The organism is Burkholderia sp. MSMB617WGS (assembly GCF_001532025.2).
GTDB classification, from domain to species: Bacteria; Pseudomonadota; Gammaproteobacteria; order Burkholderiales; family Burkholderiaceae; genus Burkholderia; species Burkholderia savannae.
Window position 1 is genome coordinate 2,612,308 of record NZ_CP013458.1, and the last position, 18,809, is coordinate 2,631,116.

The following is an 18,809-nucleotide window of genomic DNA, read 5'->3' on the forward strand; positions in this document are numbered from 1 at the left end:
CTCGTGCGTGCCTTCGCCGGACGATCGCTGCATGGCGTTCATGTTGGCAGCGCATGGCGCTACTAGCAAGAGCAACTAAGTTCACATATCGTTGACTCGTGAGCAACGACAGATCGACACGGGAGCCCTCGATGCGAGACATCAACCTCCAGCGCCTTCGGTACTTTCATGAAGTGCTGACGCACGGCACCATTCGCGGCGCAGCGGAGCACATCAACACGTCGCCGTCCGTCATCACGCGGCAGATCAGGCTGCTCGAGGAAGAGCTCGGCACCGAGCTGTTCGAGCGGCAGGCGCGCGGCGTGCGGCCGACTGAGGCCGCCGCGCATCTGCTCGAGTTCTGGCGGGGCTACCGGTCGCAACAGGAAAAGCTCGAAGACCAGCTTCACGCGCTGAAGGGCCTGCAGCAAGGGCACATCCGGATCGTCGTCAGCGAAGGATTCGTCGACACGCTCGTCGACGACGTGCTGGCGCCGTTCTGCGCGACATACCCGAAGCTCGCGATCGGCGTGGACATGCTGGCGGTCGATTCGATTCTCGAAGAGGTCGCGCAAAGCCGCGCGCACATCGGGCTCGCGTACAATCCGCCGCCCCATCCGCAGATCGCGTATCGCGCGAGCTCGCCGCAGCCGGTCGTGCTGTTGCTGCGGCGCGATCACCCGCTCGCGCGGCGCAAGCGGCCGGCGGCCATCGACGATCTTCGCGCGTACCCGCTCGCGCTGATGCCGCCGACGTTCGGCATCGGTCACGTGGTGAAGATGCTGGAGCTGGCCGAGAACGTCGCGATCCGGCCGACGTTGACGACGAATTCGCTGACGGCCTTGAAGCGCATCGTCACCGCGGAGAACTTCATCACGCTGATCGGCGAGTTCGCCGCCTATCGGGAGATTGCGAACGGCGAGCTGACGACGGTGCCGATCGCGCATCCGCTATTCGAGGGGACGCATGCGCGGGTGCTCGTCAAGTCGGGACGGCCGCTCGCGCCCGGTCCGCTCGAATTGCTCAAATGGATCGAGACTCGGTTGGCGGTGTTTTCGGGGCCGGCTGCCGGCGGCGGCAGGAAACGAAAGAGTCGACACGGCAAGCATTGAATGCTTGCATTCAGTGCTTGCTTCGTTTTGTCACGGTGGCTGATATAGGCGAACGCGTCGATTTCAATGGGATTCACGGGCCACACGAGGAGCCGCGGAGATCCATGGTTTTCCTTGGCGGCCCTCAGGCGTCGCGGCCGGCCTTGCGCCGCGAGCCACGGAGCGCCATCGGCAATCCGGCGACATTGGCGCGTCAGCAAGAACCTCGTATTCGCCGCGAACGTATCGCGTTCGCACAAACAACGCCATCGCGCGCATGACCGTGACGAGTATCACCGGCGCATCGAATGGCGAACTCGCAACCGTCGCGGGTGGCTCATCGGGGCCGCGATGCGGCTTGGCCCAGCTTGTCGCAAACGCCTCCGCTCGAAATCGGGCAACTCCGATGGCGGCTCGAAATTCGCGAGACGCACCGGCCGAGCGGTTGCGGGCGGTTCCGGGCCGACGGCTCCGGTCCGCACGATAGGAATGTCTGCCATGTTCGGCAACCTGTTCTTATCGAGCCTGAACAGCAGACCGGACCTTACCAGCACGGGGACGTAATAGTCGCCGGCGATCACGACGTCGTACCCACGGCGTGTCGACCATGATGATGCAAGCGACGCAGCGTTGCCCTTGCTGCTTGAGCATCGCCTGTGCGAGCAAATCGGCACGGGCCGGTCGCCCGGCCGATTCGCCATCGTGAAGCCCGCCCCATGGGCGGCGCTGAAACACTGATCGTTGATTCCGTTCATCGCCGTGAATCTGCGTGACCGACAACACCGCCGCGTCGAGCGGATTCTTGTTGCGTGTGACGATTCCTTGCAGCGCGGTCAGGATCTGCACGACCGCGAACACCAGATCGCAGCCGAGATGCGGTATCGCGCCATGGCGGCCGGCGCCGCGCACGTCGATCCGGAACAGGCTCGTCGACGCCTTCAGCAGCCCCGGCCGCACCGCGAAGTGCCCGGCCAGTTGCGCAGACCGAACGCCGCGTCTTCATGCATGTGTCGTGCTGCCACTCTATGACGCCGCCGGAAAAGCGCGGATTGCGACCGCCGTCGACACCTCCCCCCTCTTCGATTTCGCTGACTTTCTTTTCGATTCCGATCGGTCAATTGATTTTTCTCACTGTAGCGCCGACGAAACACATCGCTGCATTTCCATTTCATCTAGACTATTATCTGGCGCCAAGAAATTCCATTAAAATTGATTTTGAATGGCCATTCTTCGGAATCCATCTCTCGAGTTAGTCCGATTTCTATTGATATAGATTGTTGACGCAGGCTGCGTGGCACGGGTGGCCGGAATCGTTCTGCCGTCGTCTTTTGCCGGCAACGACCTCGTCAATCTTTCTGGATCGACTTCCCTGAGACTGTTGAGGCGGCATCGCCGCATCTGATGACGAGACAATTGACTCATTCAAAATTCATTGCACGATTGTTTTTCAGTTCAATAAATTCCTGAAATTCTAAAATCAAATAAATCAATATTTCTTTGGAAAATTCATTTCCATTGATTTTCCGCATATATCACGTATTCATCGTCCATGTCTGAATCCGTATTTCGCCCGTTGCTGGAAATTTCCCGCCGTCAAGACGTGCTGTTCTGTCTTGCGCTGACCACCTTCGAACTGCTCGCCCATCTCACCAGCGATATGGTGATGCCCACGATGTTGCAGGTCACCCACGACTTGTCCGCCGCGCGGCACCACGCGCCTGTCGCACTCCATGCCTTCCTGTTCGGCGACATCGCGTTCCAATGGCCGCGGGGGCCGCTGTCGGACCGCATCGGCTGCTGGCCGTTGCTGCTCACCGGCACTCTAGTGTTCGCAGCCGCCTGCCTGGCCGCGGTCGCCAGCCGGCATATCGGCGGCTTCAACCTGCTGCGCTTCGTCAAGGGCACCTTTTCGTCGTGGTCAGCTACCCGGCGCTGCAAGAGACCTTTGCCGAGCGCGACGCGGTACGGCTGATGGCGCTGTTCGCCGATATCGCGCTCCAGTCGCCACTCGCCGGACCGTTGGCCGGCACGCTGCTGCTGCGGGCACTGTCGTGGCGCGAGCTGTTCGTCGCGATCGGCGCCGTTGGCGCGCTGGTCACACTGGGCCTGTGGCGCTGTATGCCGGAAACGGCGCGCGCCGCGCCGCCGCCCCGGCCGCCGCGCGCGCGGGCGGTGCTTGCCCACTACGCGACGCAGCCACGTCATCGAGACCCCGTGTACGGCAGCCTCACGCTCGGCCTGTTGCCGCTGCCGCCGATCGTGTCGATCGGCCTGCCGCCTCGGTTGATCCGCGATCCGGGGTACGGCGGGCTGGCCTACGGACTCTGGCAGCTTTCCGTGTTCGGCGCCGTGATCGCCGGCAACCTGGCATTGAACCGGCTCACCGTCCGGCCCGACGTGTCCCGCTTGCTGCGCATCGCGCTGTACCCGGCTACCGCTGGCTTGCTACTGCTGGGCGCCGTCGTGCCGCTGTCACCCACGCTGCCACTGCTGCGTGCCGGCCTCTCCGTCCACCCATTCGGCGTGGGCCCGGGTAACGCGACGCCTTACCGGCTGACGCTATACAGTACCGACGAGGCCACGGGCAGCGTCGCCGCGCCGCTCGGCATGCCGTCCGTCGCGATGCCGGCGGCCGGCGGCGCAGCCCTCGCGTGGGTCCGCGCCGGGGATTCGCCGACCCGCTTCGGCATCAGCGTCAGCCTGGTCTCGCTGCTGGTCTCGCTGCTGGCCGCGCCGCTGCTCTGGCGCGCGCTGCGCCAAGCGCGCCCTGCTCCCACCGTCGCCCGATTTCCACCTTCCCCGCTCCCCCTCTCATGACTACGCTGCCCCATGTGGACGCGCTCTGCGCGCTCGAACACCCATACCGCGCCGACGACGCCTGCGACCATCTGTTCGACGCCGCGATGCGCGAACTGGTCGCTTACCACTGCGACGCAAGCCCCGGCTACCGCCGCTGGCTGGAGCGGAACGGCTGTCCGCCCGCGGACCTGGGCGCACTGTCCGATTGGTCGGCATTGCCGCCGATCTTCGCCAACTACTTCAAGCGCAATCTGCTGCTCAGCGAAACCGGCCAGGACGCACTCGAGCTGACCTCGTCCGGCACCACCGGCCAGAAGAGCCGCATGCGCTACGACGCGCGCAGCATGGGCGCCGCCCAGCGGATGGTGGACCGGGTCTTCGAGCATTACGGCTGGCATACGCCGGATCAACCTTGCAACTACGTGCTGCTCAGCTACGAACCCCGCGGCGCGATCACGCTCGGCACGGCCTATACCGACCAGTTCCTGTGCAAGTACGCGCCGGTCAATCACGCGGTCCATGTGCTTCGCCATACCGGCACGGGTCATGAGTTCGACCCGTTTGGCGCGATCCGCGCGCTGCAGCGTTTCGCCGACGAAGGCCTGCCGGTGCGCATCTTCGGTTTTCCCGCGTTCCTGTGGTTCACGCTTCGGCGCATGGGCGACATGGGCGTCCCGCCGCTGACGCTGCATCCCGACTCGCTGGTGTTTCTCGGCGGCGGCTGGAAAACCCATGCGGATGCCGCGATTCCAAAGCCCGAGCTGTATCGCCGCCTGGGCGAACAGCTCGGCGTGCCGGATTCGCGCTGTCGCGACGGTTATGGCTCGGTCGAGCATCCGGTGCCCTACGTCGAGTGTGCCCGCCATCGCTTTCACGTGCCGAGCTGGGCGCGCGCGTGGGCCCGCGACACCGCCACGCTGGCCCGGCTGCCCTATGGTGCGCCGGGCTTTCTCCACCTGGCGTCGCCCTTCATTTCCTCCAGCCCGGCGCACAGCCTGCTGTTGAGCGACCTGGCCGTGTTGTGGCCGGCCGAGCGCTGCGGCTGCGGCGCGCCCACCGACTGGTTCGACCTGCTGGGCCGCGCCGGCACCAGCAAGAACCGGAGCTGCGCGATGGCGGCATCCGAACTGATCAAGGAGCGTTGACATGTACCTGCTTCACGGCGTGCTGCACGCCGACCACGACCTCGACACGGCGCTCGCGCTGCTGCGCGAACGGCTCGCCGACACGCTCGCCGATCCGCTCGACAGCGAGACCGTGCTCGCCTGCGCCGAACGTTTCGCCGAGGCGCTGCAGGAAGGCGCGCCGTCGGCGCTGCCGGACACCGCCGCGCGCGCCGAACTGGCCGCGTTCTGCCGGCGCCCGGCACTGCAAGCCAAGCTCTCGCGGGAATTGGGCGAGCAGCCCGGCTCGCTGCGTCGTCCGGATTACCGCGAGCCACGCTTCGAAGCATGGCGGCCACTCGGCGTGGTGCTGCACGTGACGCCCGCCAACGCCGCACTGCTGCCCTTCATGGCCGTGCTGGAAGGTCTGCTGGCGGGCAACATCAACTGGCTGCGCCCGAGCAGCCGCACCGACGACCTGAGCGCGCGCCTGCTCGCCGAACTGCTGCGACACGACGCGAGCGGCCGGCTCGCCGCGCACATCGCCGTGCTGCCGGTGCCGAGCGCGCGACTCGGTGCGTTGCTGGCCTGCGCCGACGGCGTGTCCGCGTGGGGCGGCGCCACGGCGCTCGCGGCCCTGCGCGCGCAATTGCCGCCCGGTTGCCGCTGGATCGACTGGGGGCACCGGATCAGCTTCGCCTACCTGGCTCCGGACGCCCTCAGCGACGCGCAACTCGACGCGCTCGCCGACGACGTGTGCCGCCACGACCAGCAGGCCTGCTCCAGTCCGCAGGCCGTGCTGGTGGACAGCGACGATCCGGCGACGCTCGACACGCTTGCGCGCCGGCTCGCCGCCGCGCTGCGACGCCGGGCGCCCCATTGGCCCGCGCTGCGCGCGGATCGGCAGGAGGCAGCGGAGATCAGCACCCGCATGGCCTTCCATCGGCTGGACCAGGCGTTCGCCGACGCGCCGGGCGAGGTCATCGACGGCGACGGTTGGCGGATCGCGTGGACCTTGCGCGAGGAATTGACGCCATCGCCGCTGTTCCGCACCGTCGAGCTGCGCCCGGCCCCGCGTGCGAGACTGGCCGGCATCCTGCGCCCGTGGCGCACTCATCTGCAAAGTTGCGGACTGGTCGCCGCCGCCCGCGTGCCCGAGCTGAGCCGGCTGCTGCTCGCGGCGGGCGTGAGCCGCATCACGCCCGTCGGTCGCATGCACGACGGTTATGCCGGCGAGCCGCACGACGGCGCCTATGCGCTGCAACGCCTGTCGCGCCGCGTGTCGGTGAGCCTCGACCCCGCCACGCTGCCCGGCCACGCCCACCTGGACGCACCGCCTGCCATGCCGGAAGGCCTGCACGCGTCGCCGGTGATGGACAAGGCCGCGTTCCAACACCAGCCCGATCACGCGCGGGCGCAACTCTACTTCCGGAGCGGCGGCAGCAGCGGCACGCCCAAGCTGGCCCGCTTCAGCTATCGCGACTACCACCGCCAGATGCGCGCCGCGGCCGACGGCCTGTTCGCCGCCGGACTGGACCCCGCCACCGATCGGGTGATGAATCTCCTCTACGGCGGCAATCTGTACGGCGGCATGCTCAGCTTCTTCACGATCCTCGAAGCGCTCGGGGTGCCGCAGTATCCGATGGGCGGCCCCGTCGACGATGATTTCAGCGAGATCGCCCGGCTGATCGTCGAACAGCGCATCGACACGCTGATCGGCATGCCGGGCACCGTGCACCGGCTGTTCGAACGCGAAAGCGACGCGCTGCGCCGCTACGGCGGGGTGCGCAAGGTGTTCTGCGGCGGCGAGCATGTCAACGCCGGGCAACGCACGTATCTGGCGAGCTTCGGCGTCGAGCTGATTCGCTCGGCGATCTACGGCTCGGTGGACGCCGGTCCGCTCGGCCATGCGTGTGCGAGCTGCGCCGACGGCGAGTTCCACCTGCTGGCGGACACGCAATGGCTGGAAGTGCTGGAGCCTGCGCGCGACGTCCCTGCCGCGCCGGGCGAGACCGGCCGGCTGGTGTTCACGTCGCGCCACCGCGAAGCCCAGCGGGTGCTGCGCTACGACCTGGGCGACCTGGGCCGGTGGTTACCGGGGGTCTGCCCATGCGGGCTGGAGACGCCGCGCTTCCGGCTCGCCGGCCGCCATGGCGCGCTGTTGCGGGTCGGCACGATCTTCGTCGATCCGGAGCAACTGAGCCGGCCCATCGGCCAGCCGATGCAGTGGCTGATCGATCGTGATGACGGTGGGCGCGACCGCATCCGGCTGCTCGTCGACGGTGATCCGGCCTCGATCCGCGCACGCGTGCTGGACGACGCCATGCTGAACCAGGTCGTGAGCGGCGGGCTGCTGCGCCTCGAGGTGAGCGCCGTTGCGGCCGCCGCGTTCCAGCGCCATCCACACAGCGGCAAGACGCCGTTCGTCATGGATCTGCGCGGCTGAACTTCCGTCGTCCATACATTGCTCATCACCATGCATCCACGCCTCATTCCCCTCGTCGAGCATGCGCGCGCGCATTCGCCTCACTACCGCGCGCTGTACCGTGCGTTGCCCGCCCACGGCTGGCGCCTGACCGACCTGCCGACGATCGATCCCGCCGATTACTGGCGGGATTCGCAGGACCTGACGCGCTGGCGCGCGCTGACCGCCGCGCCGAACGACGGCCACGTGTTCAAGACCGGCGGCTCCACCGGCGACGGCAAGCTGTCGGTGTTCAGCCGCGCCGAATGGCGCGCGTTCGTGCAGGCGTTCGGCGCGGGCCTCGCGCACCAGCTGCGCGACGGCGACCGGGTCGCCAACCTGTTCTTCGCGGGCGACCTCTACACCAGCCTGTTGTTCATCCACGGCGCGCTGTCGCATGCGCCCGTGGCCCTCGTCGAGTACCCGTTCACCTGCCATGTCGACCACGACGTGCTGGCGGCCGCGATTCGCCAGCACCGCATCAACGTCCTGGCCGGCGTGCCGGCGCAGTTACTGCGTTTCGCCCGTCACCTGGCGGCGCATGGCCACACCTTGCCGGACGTGCGGGCAGTGCTCTACGGCGGCGAGACCTTGTTCGACGAGCAGATCGCGCTGCTCGCACAGGTATTGCCGCGTGCCCGCGTCGGCTCGGTGGGCTGCGCAAGCGTCGACGCGGGCCTGATCGGCTATGCCGATCAGGCTTGCGGGCACGGCGAGCATCGCGTGTTCGACGACGACAGCATGATCGAGATCGTCGACGAGGAGAGTGGTGAGCCCATCGACGAAGCCGGGCGCCGGGGCGTCCTGCTGGTCACCAACCTGCAGCGCCGGTTGATGCCCGTGATCCGTTATCCCAGCGGCGATCTCGCGTGCTGGCGCGAACCGCCCGGCCCCGCGCGCAAGTTCGCGCTGCTCGGGCGCGCCGCGCATGGCCACCGGGTCCGTGTCGGCACGCTGTCGCTGTTTCCGGAGGCGCTCGGGCGCGTGCTCGACGCAGCATGCGCGCTGCTGGGGTGGCAACTGGAAGTCGCGCGCGCGGACGGCGTGGATTGCCTGACGCTGCTGCTGGCGGCGCGCGCGCCGCTGGATCTCGAACGGATCCGCGATGCCGTATTCATGGCTCAGCCGGCGATCGCGGCACTGTGCGCCGAACAGCAATTGCGCGTGGCGCTACGGCAGACGCCACTGGAACGGATGCGTACCCATCCGCGCTCGGGCAAGCTGCTGCGGATCGTCGACCAGCGCGACTACGCGCATGCGGAGGCCTGGCGATGAGCGAGCGCGATCCGCTGGAGGCATTGGTGCGCGACTATCAGGCGGCCGATGCCGAACCCGTCAGCGCGTTGTTTCGCGCGGTCTATGGCGAGCATTACGTGTATCCGGACGTCTATCTGCCGAGCCGGATTCACGCGCACAACGTCAGCGGCCGATGGCGCTCGGCGGTGGCGGTCCGCGACGGGCGGCTGCTGGGCCACGCGACATTGTGGCGGGATGCGGCGCGGCCCGGGCTGGCGGAACTGGCGCTGAACGTTGTGCATCCGGACGCGCGCGGCCAGCGCATCGCGAGCCGGCTCGCCCGTCATCTGCACGCGACGGCGGGACGGCTCGGCGTCGGCATGGTGACGATCAAGCAGGTCTGTTCGCATCCGCGCAGCCAGCATGTCGCGCTGGCGCTGGGGTTTCGCAGCACGGCGCTGCTGATCGACTACGTCGAATCGCCGTTCGGGCAGGCGGAACGGGAGAGCATCGTGGTCGGGTGCCTGCCGCTGCGTGCGTGGCCTCTGCCTCGGCTCGACTGGCCGGCGCACTGGCGCGCATGGCTGGACAGTTTGCGCGCGGCGTTCGGCGAGGCGCCGCCGGCACCGGACTCCGCCGCGTCGGACTTCACGCTGACGCGGGACGGCTTGCGGGTCGTGCTGGAGACGTCGCGGGCAAGTGAAGCGCAGATCGCCGAGATTGCCGCGCTGCCCGCGCGTTCGTTGCTCGATCTGAGCTTGCCGGCCACGGCGGAAAATGTGGCGCACGCGCCCGTGTTGACGCGCGGCGGATTCCGTTTCGGCGGCTTGTTGCCCGCCGCGAACGGCGGCTGGCGGCTGCTTTGGCTGCGCGGACGGGGGCCACGGGAGCTACATCTGTGCGATCGTCAAGGCGAGCGTTTGTATCGGCTCTATGCGGAGGCGGAGCCAGGTGCGCGCGAATCAGGGAATCGCTGTCCATGAATTAGGACTCGGCGTGCGACGGTCGTTGCTCGAAGTGGATCACGTTGCGGCGCGCGAATGTCACGCGCTCACCGAGCAAAAAGCCTCGGCGCGCCCGCGCGCGACGCCGGCCGGCAAGCAGACGGATTTCGTCGCAACGACGGAGATCGGGAACGGCCCGATTCGACGGCACCGCGCGTAGCGGGGCCGGCACGGCGTCTCGATCATCGAGGCCGACGCCGGTCGCCGGGGCGGCCGATGAGCCCCGCGCCGCGCGACATCGCATCGCGCCGCGACGAAGGCCGCTCGCGGATCAAGCCGCGCCGATGCGTTGCACCGCGATCGACGCGACGTCGACGCGGCGCGGCAGGATCGCGTCGCGCACCGCGCGATCGGCCACCTGCTGCAGCGTCGCGATGTCGGCCGCGCCGACCGCCCGCTGCGCGAGCGCCGCGCGGCGCGTGATGTCCGCCGCCGTGTCGAGCGACAGACGCGTGAGCGACGCATAGACCTTCGCGTATTCGTCCGGATGCGCGAGCGCCCAGCGCCCCGCCCGTTCGAGCCGCGCGAGCGCGTCGGCGAGCGCCGCGCGCTTCGCGCGGTCGTCGAGCGTACCGACGGGCGACGTCAGGAACGCGAGGCCCGAGTTGATGCCGCCGCCGTCGCGCACGACGCGCGCGCCGCGTCTCACGACATGCCCGTAATACGGATCGAACGTCGCCCAAATGTCGATACGCTTCGCCTCGAACGCGGCGAACGCATCGACGGGCAGCACGAATCTCACGTCGACGTCCTGCCGAGACAGCCCGCGCTCGGCGAGCGCGCCGTAAAGCTGGTACTGCGAAATGCTGCCGCGCGCGGACGATACGACAACCGTGCGCCCCTTCAGGTCGGCCACGTCGCGCACCGGCGAATCGGGCTGCACGACGATGCCGAGCGACGCCGGCGAGCCGACGCGCGTCGCGACGATCCGCAGCGCCGGATCGCCGAGCGCGGCGGTGAGCACCGGCAAGTCGCCCGCGGGCGCGAGGTCGATCGCGCCCGCGCGTTGCGCTTCGAAGAGCGGCGCCGCGCCCTGGAAATTCGCCCAGCGGAATCGATACGGCGTGTCGTTCAGCACGCGCGCCGCCTCGGCGAGCGCACGCAGGCCGCCCGCCTGATCGCCGAGCACGAGCGTGACGCCGGACACGTCGACGCCCGCCGTCGCGGCCGCCGCCCGCTGCGCCGCCGTTGTCGGCGCAACGCGGCCGGCGAGCGCCGCGGCCGCCGCGACGGCAAGGCAGCGCAACGCGCGGCGGCGGGCGGCGAACGGCGGCGGGAAAGCGTGACGATTCATCGGCGGAAGCCTCTCGAACGAACGTCGCCGCGCACGATCGCACGACCGACGAAACGCCAAGCTTATGGAATCGCCCGAAGCGGAACAAACATCGATTTGCGAAATGCTTATTGCAAAGCGCTATCCGGCAATGAGCGACGTGCGCGGACATCGCGCCGCACGCATCGCACTCATCTCACTCATCGCACTCGCCGCGTGCGGCCCGCATCGCGCGCAGTCCGCACGCTCACGCGTCGCCACACGCGCTCGACCGAACGCCGCAGCACTCGGCGCCGCGTCCCGGCGGTCTCGACGCCGCACGCGCGCGGCTCATCCGCGCGGGCGCATCGTCAGGCGCATCGAGATTCGGTTCGTCGAGCAGCGCGACAGGCCGCGCGACGTAGTCGCACGGCGTGAGCCCGACCGCCCGCCGGAAATGCCGGCCGAGGTGGCTCTGGTCGAAGAAGCCGACTTCGGTCGCGACGACGGAAGGCGGCACGCCCCGCAGCAACAGATCCTGCGCGCGACGTATCCGCACGCGGCACAGATAGCGATGCGGCGACAGGCCCACTTCGTCTCGAAAGCGCGCCGCGAATCGCGACACGCTCAGGCCCGCGACGTCCGCGAGCATGTGCAGATTGAGCGGCTGCGCGAAGTGCGTGTCGATGAAGCGCAGCGCGCAGCACACGGCGCGCGATACGGGACGCGATACGGCGCGCGACTCGGGGCGCGACTCGGGACGAGACCCGTGACGAGACTCCGGGCGTGCCCCAGGGCGCGCCGCCGCGCACGCCGCAGCGGGCGCGGCGGCGTCGATGCGATCCGGAACGTTCGCCATGCGCGCTCCGTCACGCCGCCGCGTGCGCGACCGTTGGCGGCGACACGAAGCGCGCGATCGAAAACGGCTCGATCGGGGTGCGCGTCGCGCCGCTGTCGATCAGTTCGGCCATCGTATCGCCGACGCCCGGCCCGAGCTGGAAGCCATGCCCGCAAAAGCCGAATGCGTAATAGAGGCCGTCGACCTTCGCGCTGCGTCCCATGATCGGGCGATCGTCGGGCATGTAGCCTTCCACGCCGCTCCACACGCGGATGATGTTCAGCCGCGCGAGCGCGGGCGCGACGCGCGCGAGCTGGCGAAACTGCAGCAGCGTGCTTTCCGGCAGCACCTTCGCGCGGCGCTCGTCGAGATACGCGCTCGCGCGCGCGCAGCCGCCGATCACGATGTTGCCGCGCTCCACCTGCCGGAAGTACACGACTTCCTCGATGTGCGGCGACGATACGCCGACCACCGGCCGGATCGCGTACGGCACGGGCTCGGTGACGGCCATCTGCGGGCCGTTCACCTCGATCGGCACCGCTTCGCCGAACTGCGCGCTCAACTGGCTGCCCCACGCGCCCGCGGTCACGAGCAGATTCGGCGCGCAGAACACGCGGCCGTCGGCGGTGCTCGCGCGGAACGTGTCGCCGTCCTTCTCGACGGTCACGATCGCGGTGTTCTCCTCGATCCTCGCGCCCGCGCGCGCCGCCGCGCGGCCGAACGCCGGCGCCGCGAGCCGCGGGTTCGCATGGCCGTCCATCTCCGAATGCGACGCGCTCAGGATCTCGGGGCCGAGAAACGGAAACTTCGCGCGCATCGCCGCGCCCCGGTACAGATCGAGCTTCAGCCCGTAATGGCTCGCTTCCTTCGCGTAGGCCTCGAACGTGTCGTCCTGCTCCTGCCGGTAGCACACGCGAATGTGCCCGGTCTGCAGGAACTCCGCGCTGTGTCCGATCAACTCGGGCAGCCGCCCCCAGATCTCGCGCGACCGGTTCGCGAGCGGCAGTTGCGGCAGGTAGCGGCCCTGCCGGCGCACGTTGCCGAAGTTCGTGCCGCTCGCCTGCTGTCCGATCAGCGCGCGTTCGATCAGGATCACCGAACGTCCGCGCCGGCGCAGGAAGAACGCGGCCGCCGCGCCCATGAAGCCGCCGCCGACGATCACCACATCCGCATCGGCCCGCATCACGATTCCTCCACTGTTTCGTCCGTCGCGCGGGTGCGCGGCGTGTCCTCGCTCGCGCGCGTGGCGATCGCGAGCGGCTTGACGGGCGCCTGCCCGCGCAACCGGCCGACCGCCTCGAGCGGCAGCTTCGTCGCGTCCGCGATCACCTCGGCCGCCGCGTGGCCGCAATAACGCCCCTGGCAGCGCCCCATGCCGACGCGGCTGAACGCCTTCGCGCGATTCGCCTCGCACGCGCCCTCGTCGCGGATCACGCGGCGCAGCTCGCCCGCGCTGATGCCCTCGCAGCGGCACACGATCGTATCGTCGGACAGTTGCGCAGCCTGCCGCGCGGGCCACGGAAACGCTTGCGCGAGGCCCGCGCGAAAGCGGTCCATCTTCGCGAGCGTGCGTTGCAGCGCGGCGATCCGGCGTTCGTCGACCGCACGCCCGAGGTCCTTCAACGCGGCGAGCGCGGCGAGCTCGCCCGCCGCCTCCGCGCCGTCCGCGCCGAGAATGCGCGCGCCGTCGCCCGCCAGATAGACGCGCTCGACGGTCGCCCGCCCCATGTCGTCGCGCTGCGGCAGCCACTGGCGCGTGCCGGCGTCGAAGCGGAACGCGCACCCCGCGAGATCGGCCAATTGCGTCTCGGGCCGCAGGTGATAGCCAAGCGCGACCGCATCGCAGCCGATGCGGCGGGCTTCGCCGCGCGCATCGCGATAGCTCACGCCCGTCACGCCGCACGCGTCGCCGCCGTGGATTTCGACGGGCGTCACGCCGGTTTCGATCGTCACGCCGCGCTCCTTGAGCGACGCGACGAGCCGCGCTCCCTTGAACAGCGCGTCGGGCCGCGCGAGCAGCTTCGGCAGCGCGCGCAGCCGGTTGCGCGCGGGCGACGTGTCGAGCACCGCCGCGACGTTCGCCCCCGCCTGCACGTACTGGCTCGCGACCAGATACAACAGCGGCCCCGTGCCCATGAACACGACTTCCGAGCCGATCGCGCACGCCTGCGCCTTCAGCGCGATCTGCGACGCGCCCAGGCTGTATGCGCCCGCGTATTGCCAGCCCTTCACGGGCATCAGCCGATCGGTCGCGCCGGGGCAGAGGATCAGCGCATCGTACGGATGGCGCGCCGAGCAACCCGCGCGCATCGTGTAGAGCGCGCCGCCCGACACGTTCCACGCGAGCGTGTCGGGCGAGTAGTCGACCATCGCGCGCAGCCGCTCGAACGTGCCGTGCAGATCGAGCGCGCGCCGCGCCTCGGTGCCGTACAGCTTCGCATACGGCCGCGAGAACTGTTCGGGCTGCCGACGATAGATCTGTCCGCCGTCGCGGCGCCCTTCGTCGATCACGAGCGCTCGCACGCCCGCCTCCGCCAGCGCCGCCGCGCAGCGCACGCCCGCCGGCCCCGCGCCGACGACGATCACGCGAGGTTCGGCCATTGCGCCTCCGGCTGTCGCGTGACGACGTCGAGCGACGCGTCGACGAGCGTCGTGCACGCGCGCACGCGCCCGCCGTCGGCCGTCCATACCCAGCAGTCCTGACAAGCGCCCATCAGGCAGAAGCCCGCGCGCGCCTCGGGGCCGAATTCCGATTGCCGGACATGGCCCGTGTGGCAAAGCATCGCCACGAGCAGCGTGTCGCCTTCGAGCGCGTCGACCGCCCGCCCGTCGACGCGAAACGTCACGGTTGCGCGTTCGGTTTCGGCCAGCCGAACGAATCGCGATTTCATGGGTGCCCTCCAGTCGCTCCGCGTGAACGAAGCGCATCGTGATCGGAAGCGGCGCGGCGCGCGCCGGGCGTCGTCGGCTTCAATGCAGGATGTCCTGCAGGCGATAGTACGCACCGACGAACGGCAGGAACCACGCGTGCCCGAAGTGGCCCGGCATCGCCGGCCAGTCGAGCTCGCGCCACGGGTTGCTCGCGGCCGCGCCGTACAGCACGTCCGCCATCACGCGGCCCATGTGCACCGACATCTGCACGCCGTGGCCGCTGTAGCCCATCGAGTAGTACAGCCCTTCGTGCTGGCCCGCGCGCGGCAGGCGGTCGGCCGTGATGTCGACGAGGCCGCCCCAGCAATAGTCGAGCCGCACGTTCGCGAGCTCCGGAAAATACGCGGCCATCCCCGCTCGCAGGATGTCGCCGCTCTTCGCGTCGGAGTGCGGATTCGACAGCGCGAAGCGCGCGCGGCCGCCGAACAGCAGGCGATCGTCGGGCGTCACGCGAAAGTAGTTGCCGATGTGGCGCGTCGTCACGTACGCGCGCCGGTTCGGAAACAGGCGATCGAGCTGCGCCTTCGGCAGCGGCTCGGTGACGACGATGAAGCTGCCGACGGGCGCGATGCGGCGGCGGAACCACTGGAACGGGCCGAGCTGCGACGCGCCCGTCGCGACCAGCACGCGATCCGCGCGAATCGTGCCGCGCGTGCTCGTGATCTCATGGCGCTCGCCGTCGAGGCGCTTCAACTGCGTGACGGCCGCGTGCTCGTAGACGCGCGCGCCGCGCGCGACGGCCGCGCGCGCGAGCCCGACGCCGAACTTGCCCATGTGCATCTGCGCGCCGGTACGTTGCAGCAGGCCGCCGTAGAAGCGGTCCGAGCCGACTTCGTCGCGCATGTGCGCGGGTTCGATCAGCTCGACGTCCGGATCGACGTCGCGGCGCAGCAGCTCGAAAGTCTTCGCGAGCCCGGCGAAATGCTGCGGCTTCGCCGCGAGCTTCAGCTTGCCGGTGCGCAGGAAGTCGCAGTCGATCGCATGCTCGGCGACGATCGAATCGACGGTCGCGACGGCACTCGCATAAGCGCGATAGAACGCCTGCGCGCGCGGCGCGCCGACGCGCGCGGCGAGCGCCGCGTAATCCTGCGCGAGCCCGGTGTTGCACTGGCCGCCGTTGCGCCCGGACGCCTCGGCCGCGATCTGCCCCGCTTCGAGCACGACCGCCTGCACGCCGCGCTTCGCGAGTTCGAGCGCGGCCGACAGCCCGGTGAAGCCGCCGCCGATCACGACGACGTCCGCGCGCCCTTCGACGGGCGCCTCGCAGCCTTCGCAAAATTCCGGGCGCGTATCCAGCCAGTACGATTCGAATTTCATCGGTTCCTTCACACGATTGACCCACGCAGGCGAGCCGGCGTCGCGCGACGCCGGCTCGCGCCGATCACAGCCCGACGACGCCCGCGAGGCCGCCGATGTCCTTGATCTCGGTGTAGCCGTAGAACGGCGTTGACGGCTCATGGCCGCGCGCGACGAACACCTTGTTCCGGATGCCGATGTCGTGCGCGGACATCAGGTCGTAGCGCAGGCTCGACGACACGTGCAGGATGTCCTCCGGGCCGCAGCCGAGGTTGTCGAGCAGATATTCGAACGCCTGCAGCCGCGGCTTGTACGCCTGCGCCATCTGCGCGGTGTACACGCGATGGAACGGCGCGCCGAGCTTGTCGACGTTGCGCTGGATCTGATCGTTCGACGCATTCGACAGGATCACGAGCGGAATCTCCTTGGCGACCTTCGCGAGCCCTTCCGGCACGTCCGGATGCGGGCCCCAGGTCGGCACCGCGTCGTAGAACTTCTGCGCCTCGGCGTCGTCGTACGCGATGTGCCAGCGCTTGCAGGTGCGGCGGACCGCGTTCTTCACGACGTCCTGATAGGGCTTCCATGCGCCGAGCACTTCGTCGAGCCGGTACGCGGCGAAGTCCTTGACGAACTGCTCCATGTTCTCGGCGCTCACGCGATCGGCGAACAGCTCGCGCGCGAGGTCGCCCATCCGGAAGCGCGTGAGCGTGCCGTAGCAGTCGAACGTGATGTATTTGGGCTTGAATCGGGTCATGTCCTTGTCCTGTAGCTTGTCCAGTAATCAGCAAAACCAGGCCCGTGCGACGGGACCATTCGAAACTCGGAAACCGCGCGGCGGCGGGTGCGCGACGCATGCCCGCCGTCCGCCTTCGCGAAGCCGCGGCGCACCGCGATCACGCCGCCGGTCACGCCTGTTGCCAATCATTTAATCACCTTCAAAAAGCCGAGTTGCCTTGTATTGGCGCTCGCGCGGCACAGAATCCACCGTTTTTTCCGATCCGCGCAGCACACTATGCGGCGCGGATTTCGGCGCGGCGGCGCGGTGTTTTTCGGCCGCTGTCCGGGCGCTGCCCGGATGCTGTCCGAAAGCCGTCCGGCCGACGCCCGGCAGCTTTTCCGCCAGCGTCGAACGCTTCGCGATCGCGCAAGCGCGAGCGCAAGCGCACGCTCGCGCGATCGATCGGCGCATCGAACCGACACGTACCCGACGATGCACGCCGCGCATCCGCTGCCGCTGCCGCTGCCGCATCAGACGTTCTCGCCGAAATCGATCAGCACGCTCTTCACGCGCAGGTTCGCTTCGTAGGCGTGACGGCCGAGATCCTTGCCGATCCCCGAGCTCTTGTAGCCGCCCGTCGGAATCGCGAAATCCGCGGTGCGCCCGTAGCGGTTGATCCACACGGTGCCCGCCTCGATCGCGCGCATCATCCGCAGCGCGCGGCTCAGATCGGCCGTGTGCACGCCCGCCGCGAGCCCGTACCGGTCGTGCGCGGCGAGCGCGAGCGCCTCGTCGTCGTCGTCGAACGCCTGCACGGTCAGCACCGGCCCGAAGATTTCCTCGCGCACCGCCTCCGCCTGCGGCGTCACGCCGGTAAGGATCGTCGGCGCGTAGAACGCGCCGTCGCCCGCCAGCTCGATCCGCGCGCCGCCCGCGGCCGCGTGTGCGCCGCCGTCGAGCGTGCGCCGCACGATGCCGTCGATCCGCTGAAGCTGCGGCGCGGAGATGATCGGCGGCAGCGTCGTGCCGCGCGCCCACGTCGCGCCGGGGCGCAGCTCGGCGAACGCGGCCGCCACCGCGTCGACGAAGCGCGCCTGAACCTTGCGCTCGACGATCAGCCGCGAGCCCGCGACGCACACCTGCCCGGCGTTGCCCGCGATCGCCGCCGCGACGCGCCGCGCGACGCGCTCGAGATTCGGCGCGTCGGCGAACACGAGCTGCGGGCTCTTGCCGCCCAGCTCCAGCGTCACGGGCTTGGTGCCGTGCTGCGCGCACGCGGCCATGATCGCGGCGCCCGTCTGGCTCGAGCCCGTGAACGTCACTTTGGACACCTTCGGATGCCGGCACAGCGCATCGCCCGTCGTGCGGCCGTCGCCGTGCACGACGTTGAAGACGCCGGGCGGCACGCCCGCCTCGATCGCGAGCTCCGCGAGCCGCACCGACGAGAACGGCGTGAGCTCCGACGGCTTCAGCACGACCGCGTTGCCGGCGGCGAGCGCCGGCGCGATCTTCCACGACGCCATCACGAGCGGAAAATTCCACGGTGCGATCGCGGCGACGACGCCGTACGGCTCGGTGATCGTCATCCCGAGATGGTCGGCGCGCGTCGCCGCGACTTCGCCGCCGACGCGGTCCGCGCACTCGGCGAAGAAGCGAATGCCTTCGGCCGTGAACGGCACGTCCCAGCGCGCGGCGTCGGCGATCGGGCGCGTCGAGCCGACCGCTTCGAGCGGCGCGAGCGTCGCGACGTCGGCCTCGATCAGCTCGGCCCAGCGGCGCATCGCGCGGGCGCGTTCGCGCGGCGCGCGGCGCGCCCAGTCGCTCGTCCTGAACGCAAGCCACGCATCGTCCACCGCCCGGTCGACGAGCGACGCGTCCGCCGCCGGCAGCGCCGCGTAGGCGACGCCGTCCGACGGCCGCTTCACGTCGATGACGCCCGGGCCGTCGACATGCCGGCCGCCGATGAAGTGCGCGCTGCGGACCGCGACGCGCGCGGGATCGAAACTGTCCATCGTGTGTGTTCCTGAAACATGGAGAAAAAACGGCGCGACGCGCGCGGCGGCAGCGCTCGCGATGCGCGGCGACGACGGCGCATGCT

At 69.3% G+C, this 18,809-nt stretch carries 16 protein-coding genes and 2 pseudogenes; 8 read left to right on the forward strand and 10 right to left on the reverse strand.

Going from position 1 to position 18,809, the window contains the following annotated elements:
- Positions 1 to 131: 131 nt before the first annotated feature.
- Positions 132 to 1,091 carry a LysR family transcriptional regulator gene (locus tag WT60_RS32335; RefSeq protein WP_060356469.1) on the forward strand — a complete coding sequence of 320 codons (960 nt, stop codon included), beginning with the start codon at positions 132 to 134 and terminating at the stop codon, positions 1,089 to 1,091.
- 467 nt (positions 1,092 to 1,558) lie between these two features.
- Here WT60_RS32335 and WT60_RS32340 read toward each other — a convergent pair.
- Together WT60_RS32340 and WT60_RS32345 are read right to left on the reverse strand one after the other, a co-directional pair.
- A pseudogene (locus WT60_RS32340) lies at positions 1,559 to 1,663 on the reverse strand (spermidine/putrescine ABC transporter substrate-binding protein); the annotation flags it as partial.
- A gap of 166 nt (positions 1,664 to 1,829) precedes the next feature.
- Positions 1,830 to 2,068: pseudogene (locus WT60_RS32345) on the reverse strand (amidohydrolase); the annotation flags it as partial.
- A gap of 551 nt (positions 2,069 to 2,619) precedes the next feature.
- On the opposite strand from WT60_RS32345, the gene WT60_RS32350 reads away from it, so the two are divergent.
- The 6 genes from WT60_RS32350 to WT60_RS32375 are packed head-to-tail and all read left to right on the forward strand — an operon-like array spanning position 2,620 to position 9,655.
- On the forward strand, positions 2,620 to 3,042 hold the full coding sequence (locus tag WT60_RS32350; RefSeq protein WP_145986935.1) for an MFS transporter: 423 nt from the start codon (positions 2,620 to 2,622) through the stop codon (positions 3,040 to 3,042).
- Positions 2,985 to 3,887 (forward strand): hypothetical protein, encoded by a 903-nt coding sequence (locus WT60_RS32355; RefSeq protein WP_060356471.1) that lies wholly within the window; start codon positions 2,985 to 2,987, stop codon positions 3,885 to 3,887. Before WT60_RS32350 ends, WT60_RS32355 begins: the two co-directional genes overlap by 58 nt.
- A complete protein-coding gene (locus tag WT60_RS32360) occupies positions 3,884 to 5,014 on the forward strand; it encodes an acyl-protein synthase (RefSeq protein ID WP_060356472.1) in 1,131 nt (376 codons plus the stop codon). The genes WT60_RS32355 and WT60_RS32360 overlap by 4 nt, the downstream gene beginning before the upstream one ends.
- Before the next feature lies 1 nt (position 5,015).
- Complete coding sequence (locus WT60_RS32365; RefSeq protein WP_038755142.1) at positions 5,016 to 7,418, forward strand: acyl-CoA reductase; 2,403 nt, start codon at positions 5,016 to 5,018, stop codon at positions 7,416 to 7,418.
- A gap of 30 nt (positions 7,419 to 7,448) precedes the next feature.
- Positions 7,449 to 8,711: an AMP-binding protein gene (locus WT60_RS32370; protein WP_038755139.1), complete on the forward strand. Its 1,263-nt coding sequence runs from the start codon at positions 7,449 to 7,451 to the stop codon at positions 8,709 to 8,711.
- Positions 8,708 to 9,655 (forward strand): GNAT family N-acetyltransferase, encoded by a 948-nt coding sequence (locus tag WT60_RS32375; RefSeq protein WP_059575627.1) that lies wholly within the window; start codon positions 8,708 to 8,710, stop codon positions 9,653 to 9,655. The genes WT60_RS32370 and WT60_RS32375 overlap by 4 nt, the downstream gene beginning before the upstream one ends.
- 292 nt (positions 9,656 to 9,947) lie before the next feature.
- Here the strand turns inward: WT60_RS32375 and WT60_RS32380 are convergent, their stop codons facing one another.
- From WT60_RS32380 to WT60_RS32410, 7 genes are all read right to left on the reverse strand, one after another.
- Positions 9,948 to 10,970 (reverse strand): PhnD/SsuA/transferrin family substrate-binding protein, encoded by a 1,023-nt coding sequence (locus WT60_RS32380; RefSeq protein WP_060356473.1) that lies wholly within the window; start codon positions 10,968 to 10,970, stop codon positions 9,948 to 9,950.
- A gap of 226 nt (positions 10,971 to 11,196) precedes the next feature.
- Positions 11,197 to 11,637: an AraC family transcriptional regulator gene (locus WT60_RS32385; RefSeq protein ID WP_226377256.1), complete on the reverse strand. Its 441-nt coding sequence runs from the start codon at positions 11,635 to 11,637 to the stop codon at positions 11,197 to 11,199.
- A gap of 160 nt (positions 11,638 to 11,797) precedes the next feature.
- A complete protein-coding gene (locus WT60_RS32390; protein WP_186448668.1) occupies positions 11,798 to 12,949 on the reverse strand; it encodes an FAD-binding oxidoreductase in 1,152 nt (383 codons plus the stop codon).
- On the reverse strand, positions 12,949 to 14,367 hold the full coding sequence (locus WT60_RS32395) for an FAD/NAD(P)-binding oxidoreductase (RefSeq protein WP_052145217.1): 1,419 nt from the start codon (positions 14,365 to 14,367) through the stop codon (positions 12,949 to 12,951). The genes WT60_RS32390 and WT60_RS32395 overlap by 1 nt, the downstream gene beginning before the upstream one ends.
- A complete protein-coding gene (locus WT60_RS32400) occupies positions 14,349 to 14,657 on the reverse strand; it encodes a (2Fe-2S)-binding protein (RefSeq protein WP_038755128.1) in 309 nt (102 codons plus the stop codon). Before WT60_RS32400 ends, WT60_RS32395 begins: the two co-directional genes overlap by 19 nt.
- 79 nt (positions 14,658 to 14,736) lie before the next feature.
- Entirely contained in the window at positions 14,737 to 16,014 is a 1,278-nt protein-coding gene (locus WT60_RS32405) for an FAD-binding oxidoreductase (RefSeq protein WP_038755125.1), read from the reverse strand.
- A 64-nt stretch (positions 16,015 to 16,078) separates the two neighbouring features.
- Positions 16,079 to 16,747 carry a haloacid dehalogenase type II gene (locus tag WT60_RS32410; RefSeq protein ID WP_059575630.1) on the reverse strand — a complete coding sequence of 223 codons (669 nt, stop codon included), beginning with the start codon at positions 16,745 to 16,747 and terminating at the stop codon, positions 16,079 to 16,081.
- A gap of 87 nt (positions 16,748 to 16,834) precedes the next feature.
- On the opposite strand from WT60_RS32410, the gene WT60_RS34210 reads away from it, so the two are divergent.
- Positions 16,835 to 17,299: a hypothetical protein gene (locus tag WT60_RS34210; protein WP_145986936.1), complete on the forward strand. Its 465-nt coding sequence runs from the start codon at positions 16,835 to 16,837 to the stop codon at positions 17,297 to 17,299.
- Here WT60_RS34210 and WT60_RS32420 read toward each other — a convergent pair.
- Positions 17,242 to 18,723 (reverse strand): aldehyde dehydrogenase family protein, encoded by a 1,482-nt coding sequence (locus WT60_RS32420; protein WP_059575635.1) that lies wholly within the window; start codon positions 18,721 to 18,723, stop codon positions 17,242 to 17,244. The genes WT60_RS34210 and WT60_RS32420 overlap by 58 nt on opposite strands.
- Positions 18,724 to 18,809: the final 86 nt, after the last annotated feature.

Coding starts and splice junctions, on each gene's coding strand:
- WT60_RS32370 (WP_038755139.1), top strand. CDS start 7,449: ATGCATCCACGCCTCATTCCCCTCGTCGAGCATGCGCGCGCGCATTCG.
- WT60_RS32350 (WP_145986935.1), top strand. CDS start 2,620: ATGTCTGAATCCGTATTTCGCCCGTTGCTGGAAATTTCCCGCCGTCAA.
- WT60_RS32380 (WP_060356473.1), bottom strand. CDS start 10,970: ATGAATCGTCACGCTTTCCCGCCGCCGTTCGCCGCCCGCCGCCGCGCG.
- WT60_RS32395 (WP_052145217.1), bottom strand. CDS start 14,367: ATGGCCGAACCTCGCGTGATCGTCGTCGGCGCGGGGCCGGCGGGCGTG.
- WT60_RS32390 (WP_186448668.1), bottom strand. CDS start 12,949: ATGCGGGCCGATGCGGATGTGGTGATCGTCGGCGGCGGCTTCATGGGC.
- WT60_RS32400 (WP_038755128.1), bottom strand. CDS start 14,657: ATGAAATCGCGATTCGTTCGGCTGGCCGAAACCGAACGCGCAACCGTG.
- WT60_RS32410 (WP_059575630.1), bottom strand. CDS start 16,747: ATGACCCGATTCAAGCCCAAATACATCACGTTCGACTGCTACGGCACG.
- WT60_RS32405 (WP_038755125.1), bottom strand. CDS start 16,014: ATGAAATTCGAATCGTACTGGCTGGATACGCGCCCGGAATTTTGCGAA.
- WT60_RS32365 (WP_038755142.1), top strand. CDS start 5,016: ATGTACCTGCTTCACGGCGTGCTGCACGCCGACCACGACCTCGACACG.
- WT60_RS32335 (WP_060356469.1), top strand. CDS start 132: ATGCGAGACATCAACCTCCAGCGCCTTCGGTACTTTCATGAAGTGCTG.
- WT60_RS32375 (WP_059575627.1), top strand. CDS start 8,708: ATGAGCGAGCGCGATCCGCTGGAGGCATTGGTGCGCGACTATCAGGCG.
- WT60_RS32420 (WP_059575635.1), bottom strand. CDS start 18,723: ATGGACAGTTTCGATCCCGCGCGCGTCGCGGTCCGCAGCGCGCACTTC.
- WT60_RS32360 (WP_060356472.1), top strand. CDS start 3,884: ATGACTACGCTGCCCCATGTGGACGCGCTCTGCGCGCTCGAACACCCA.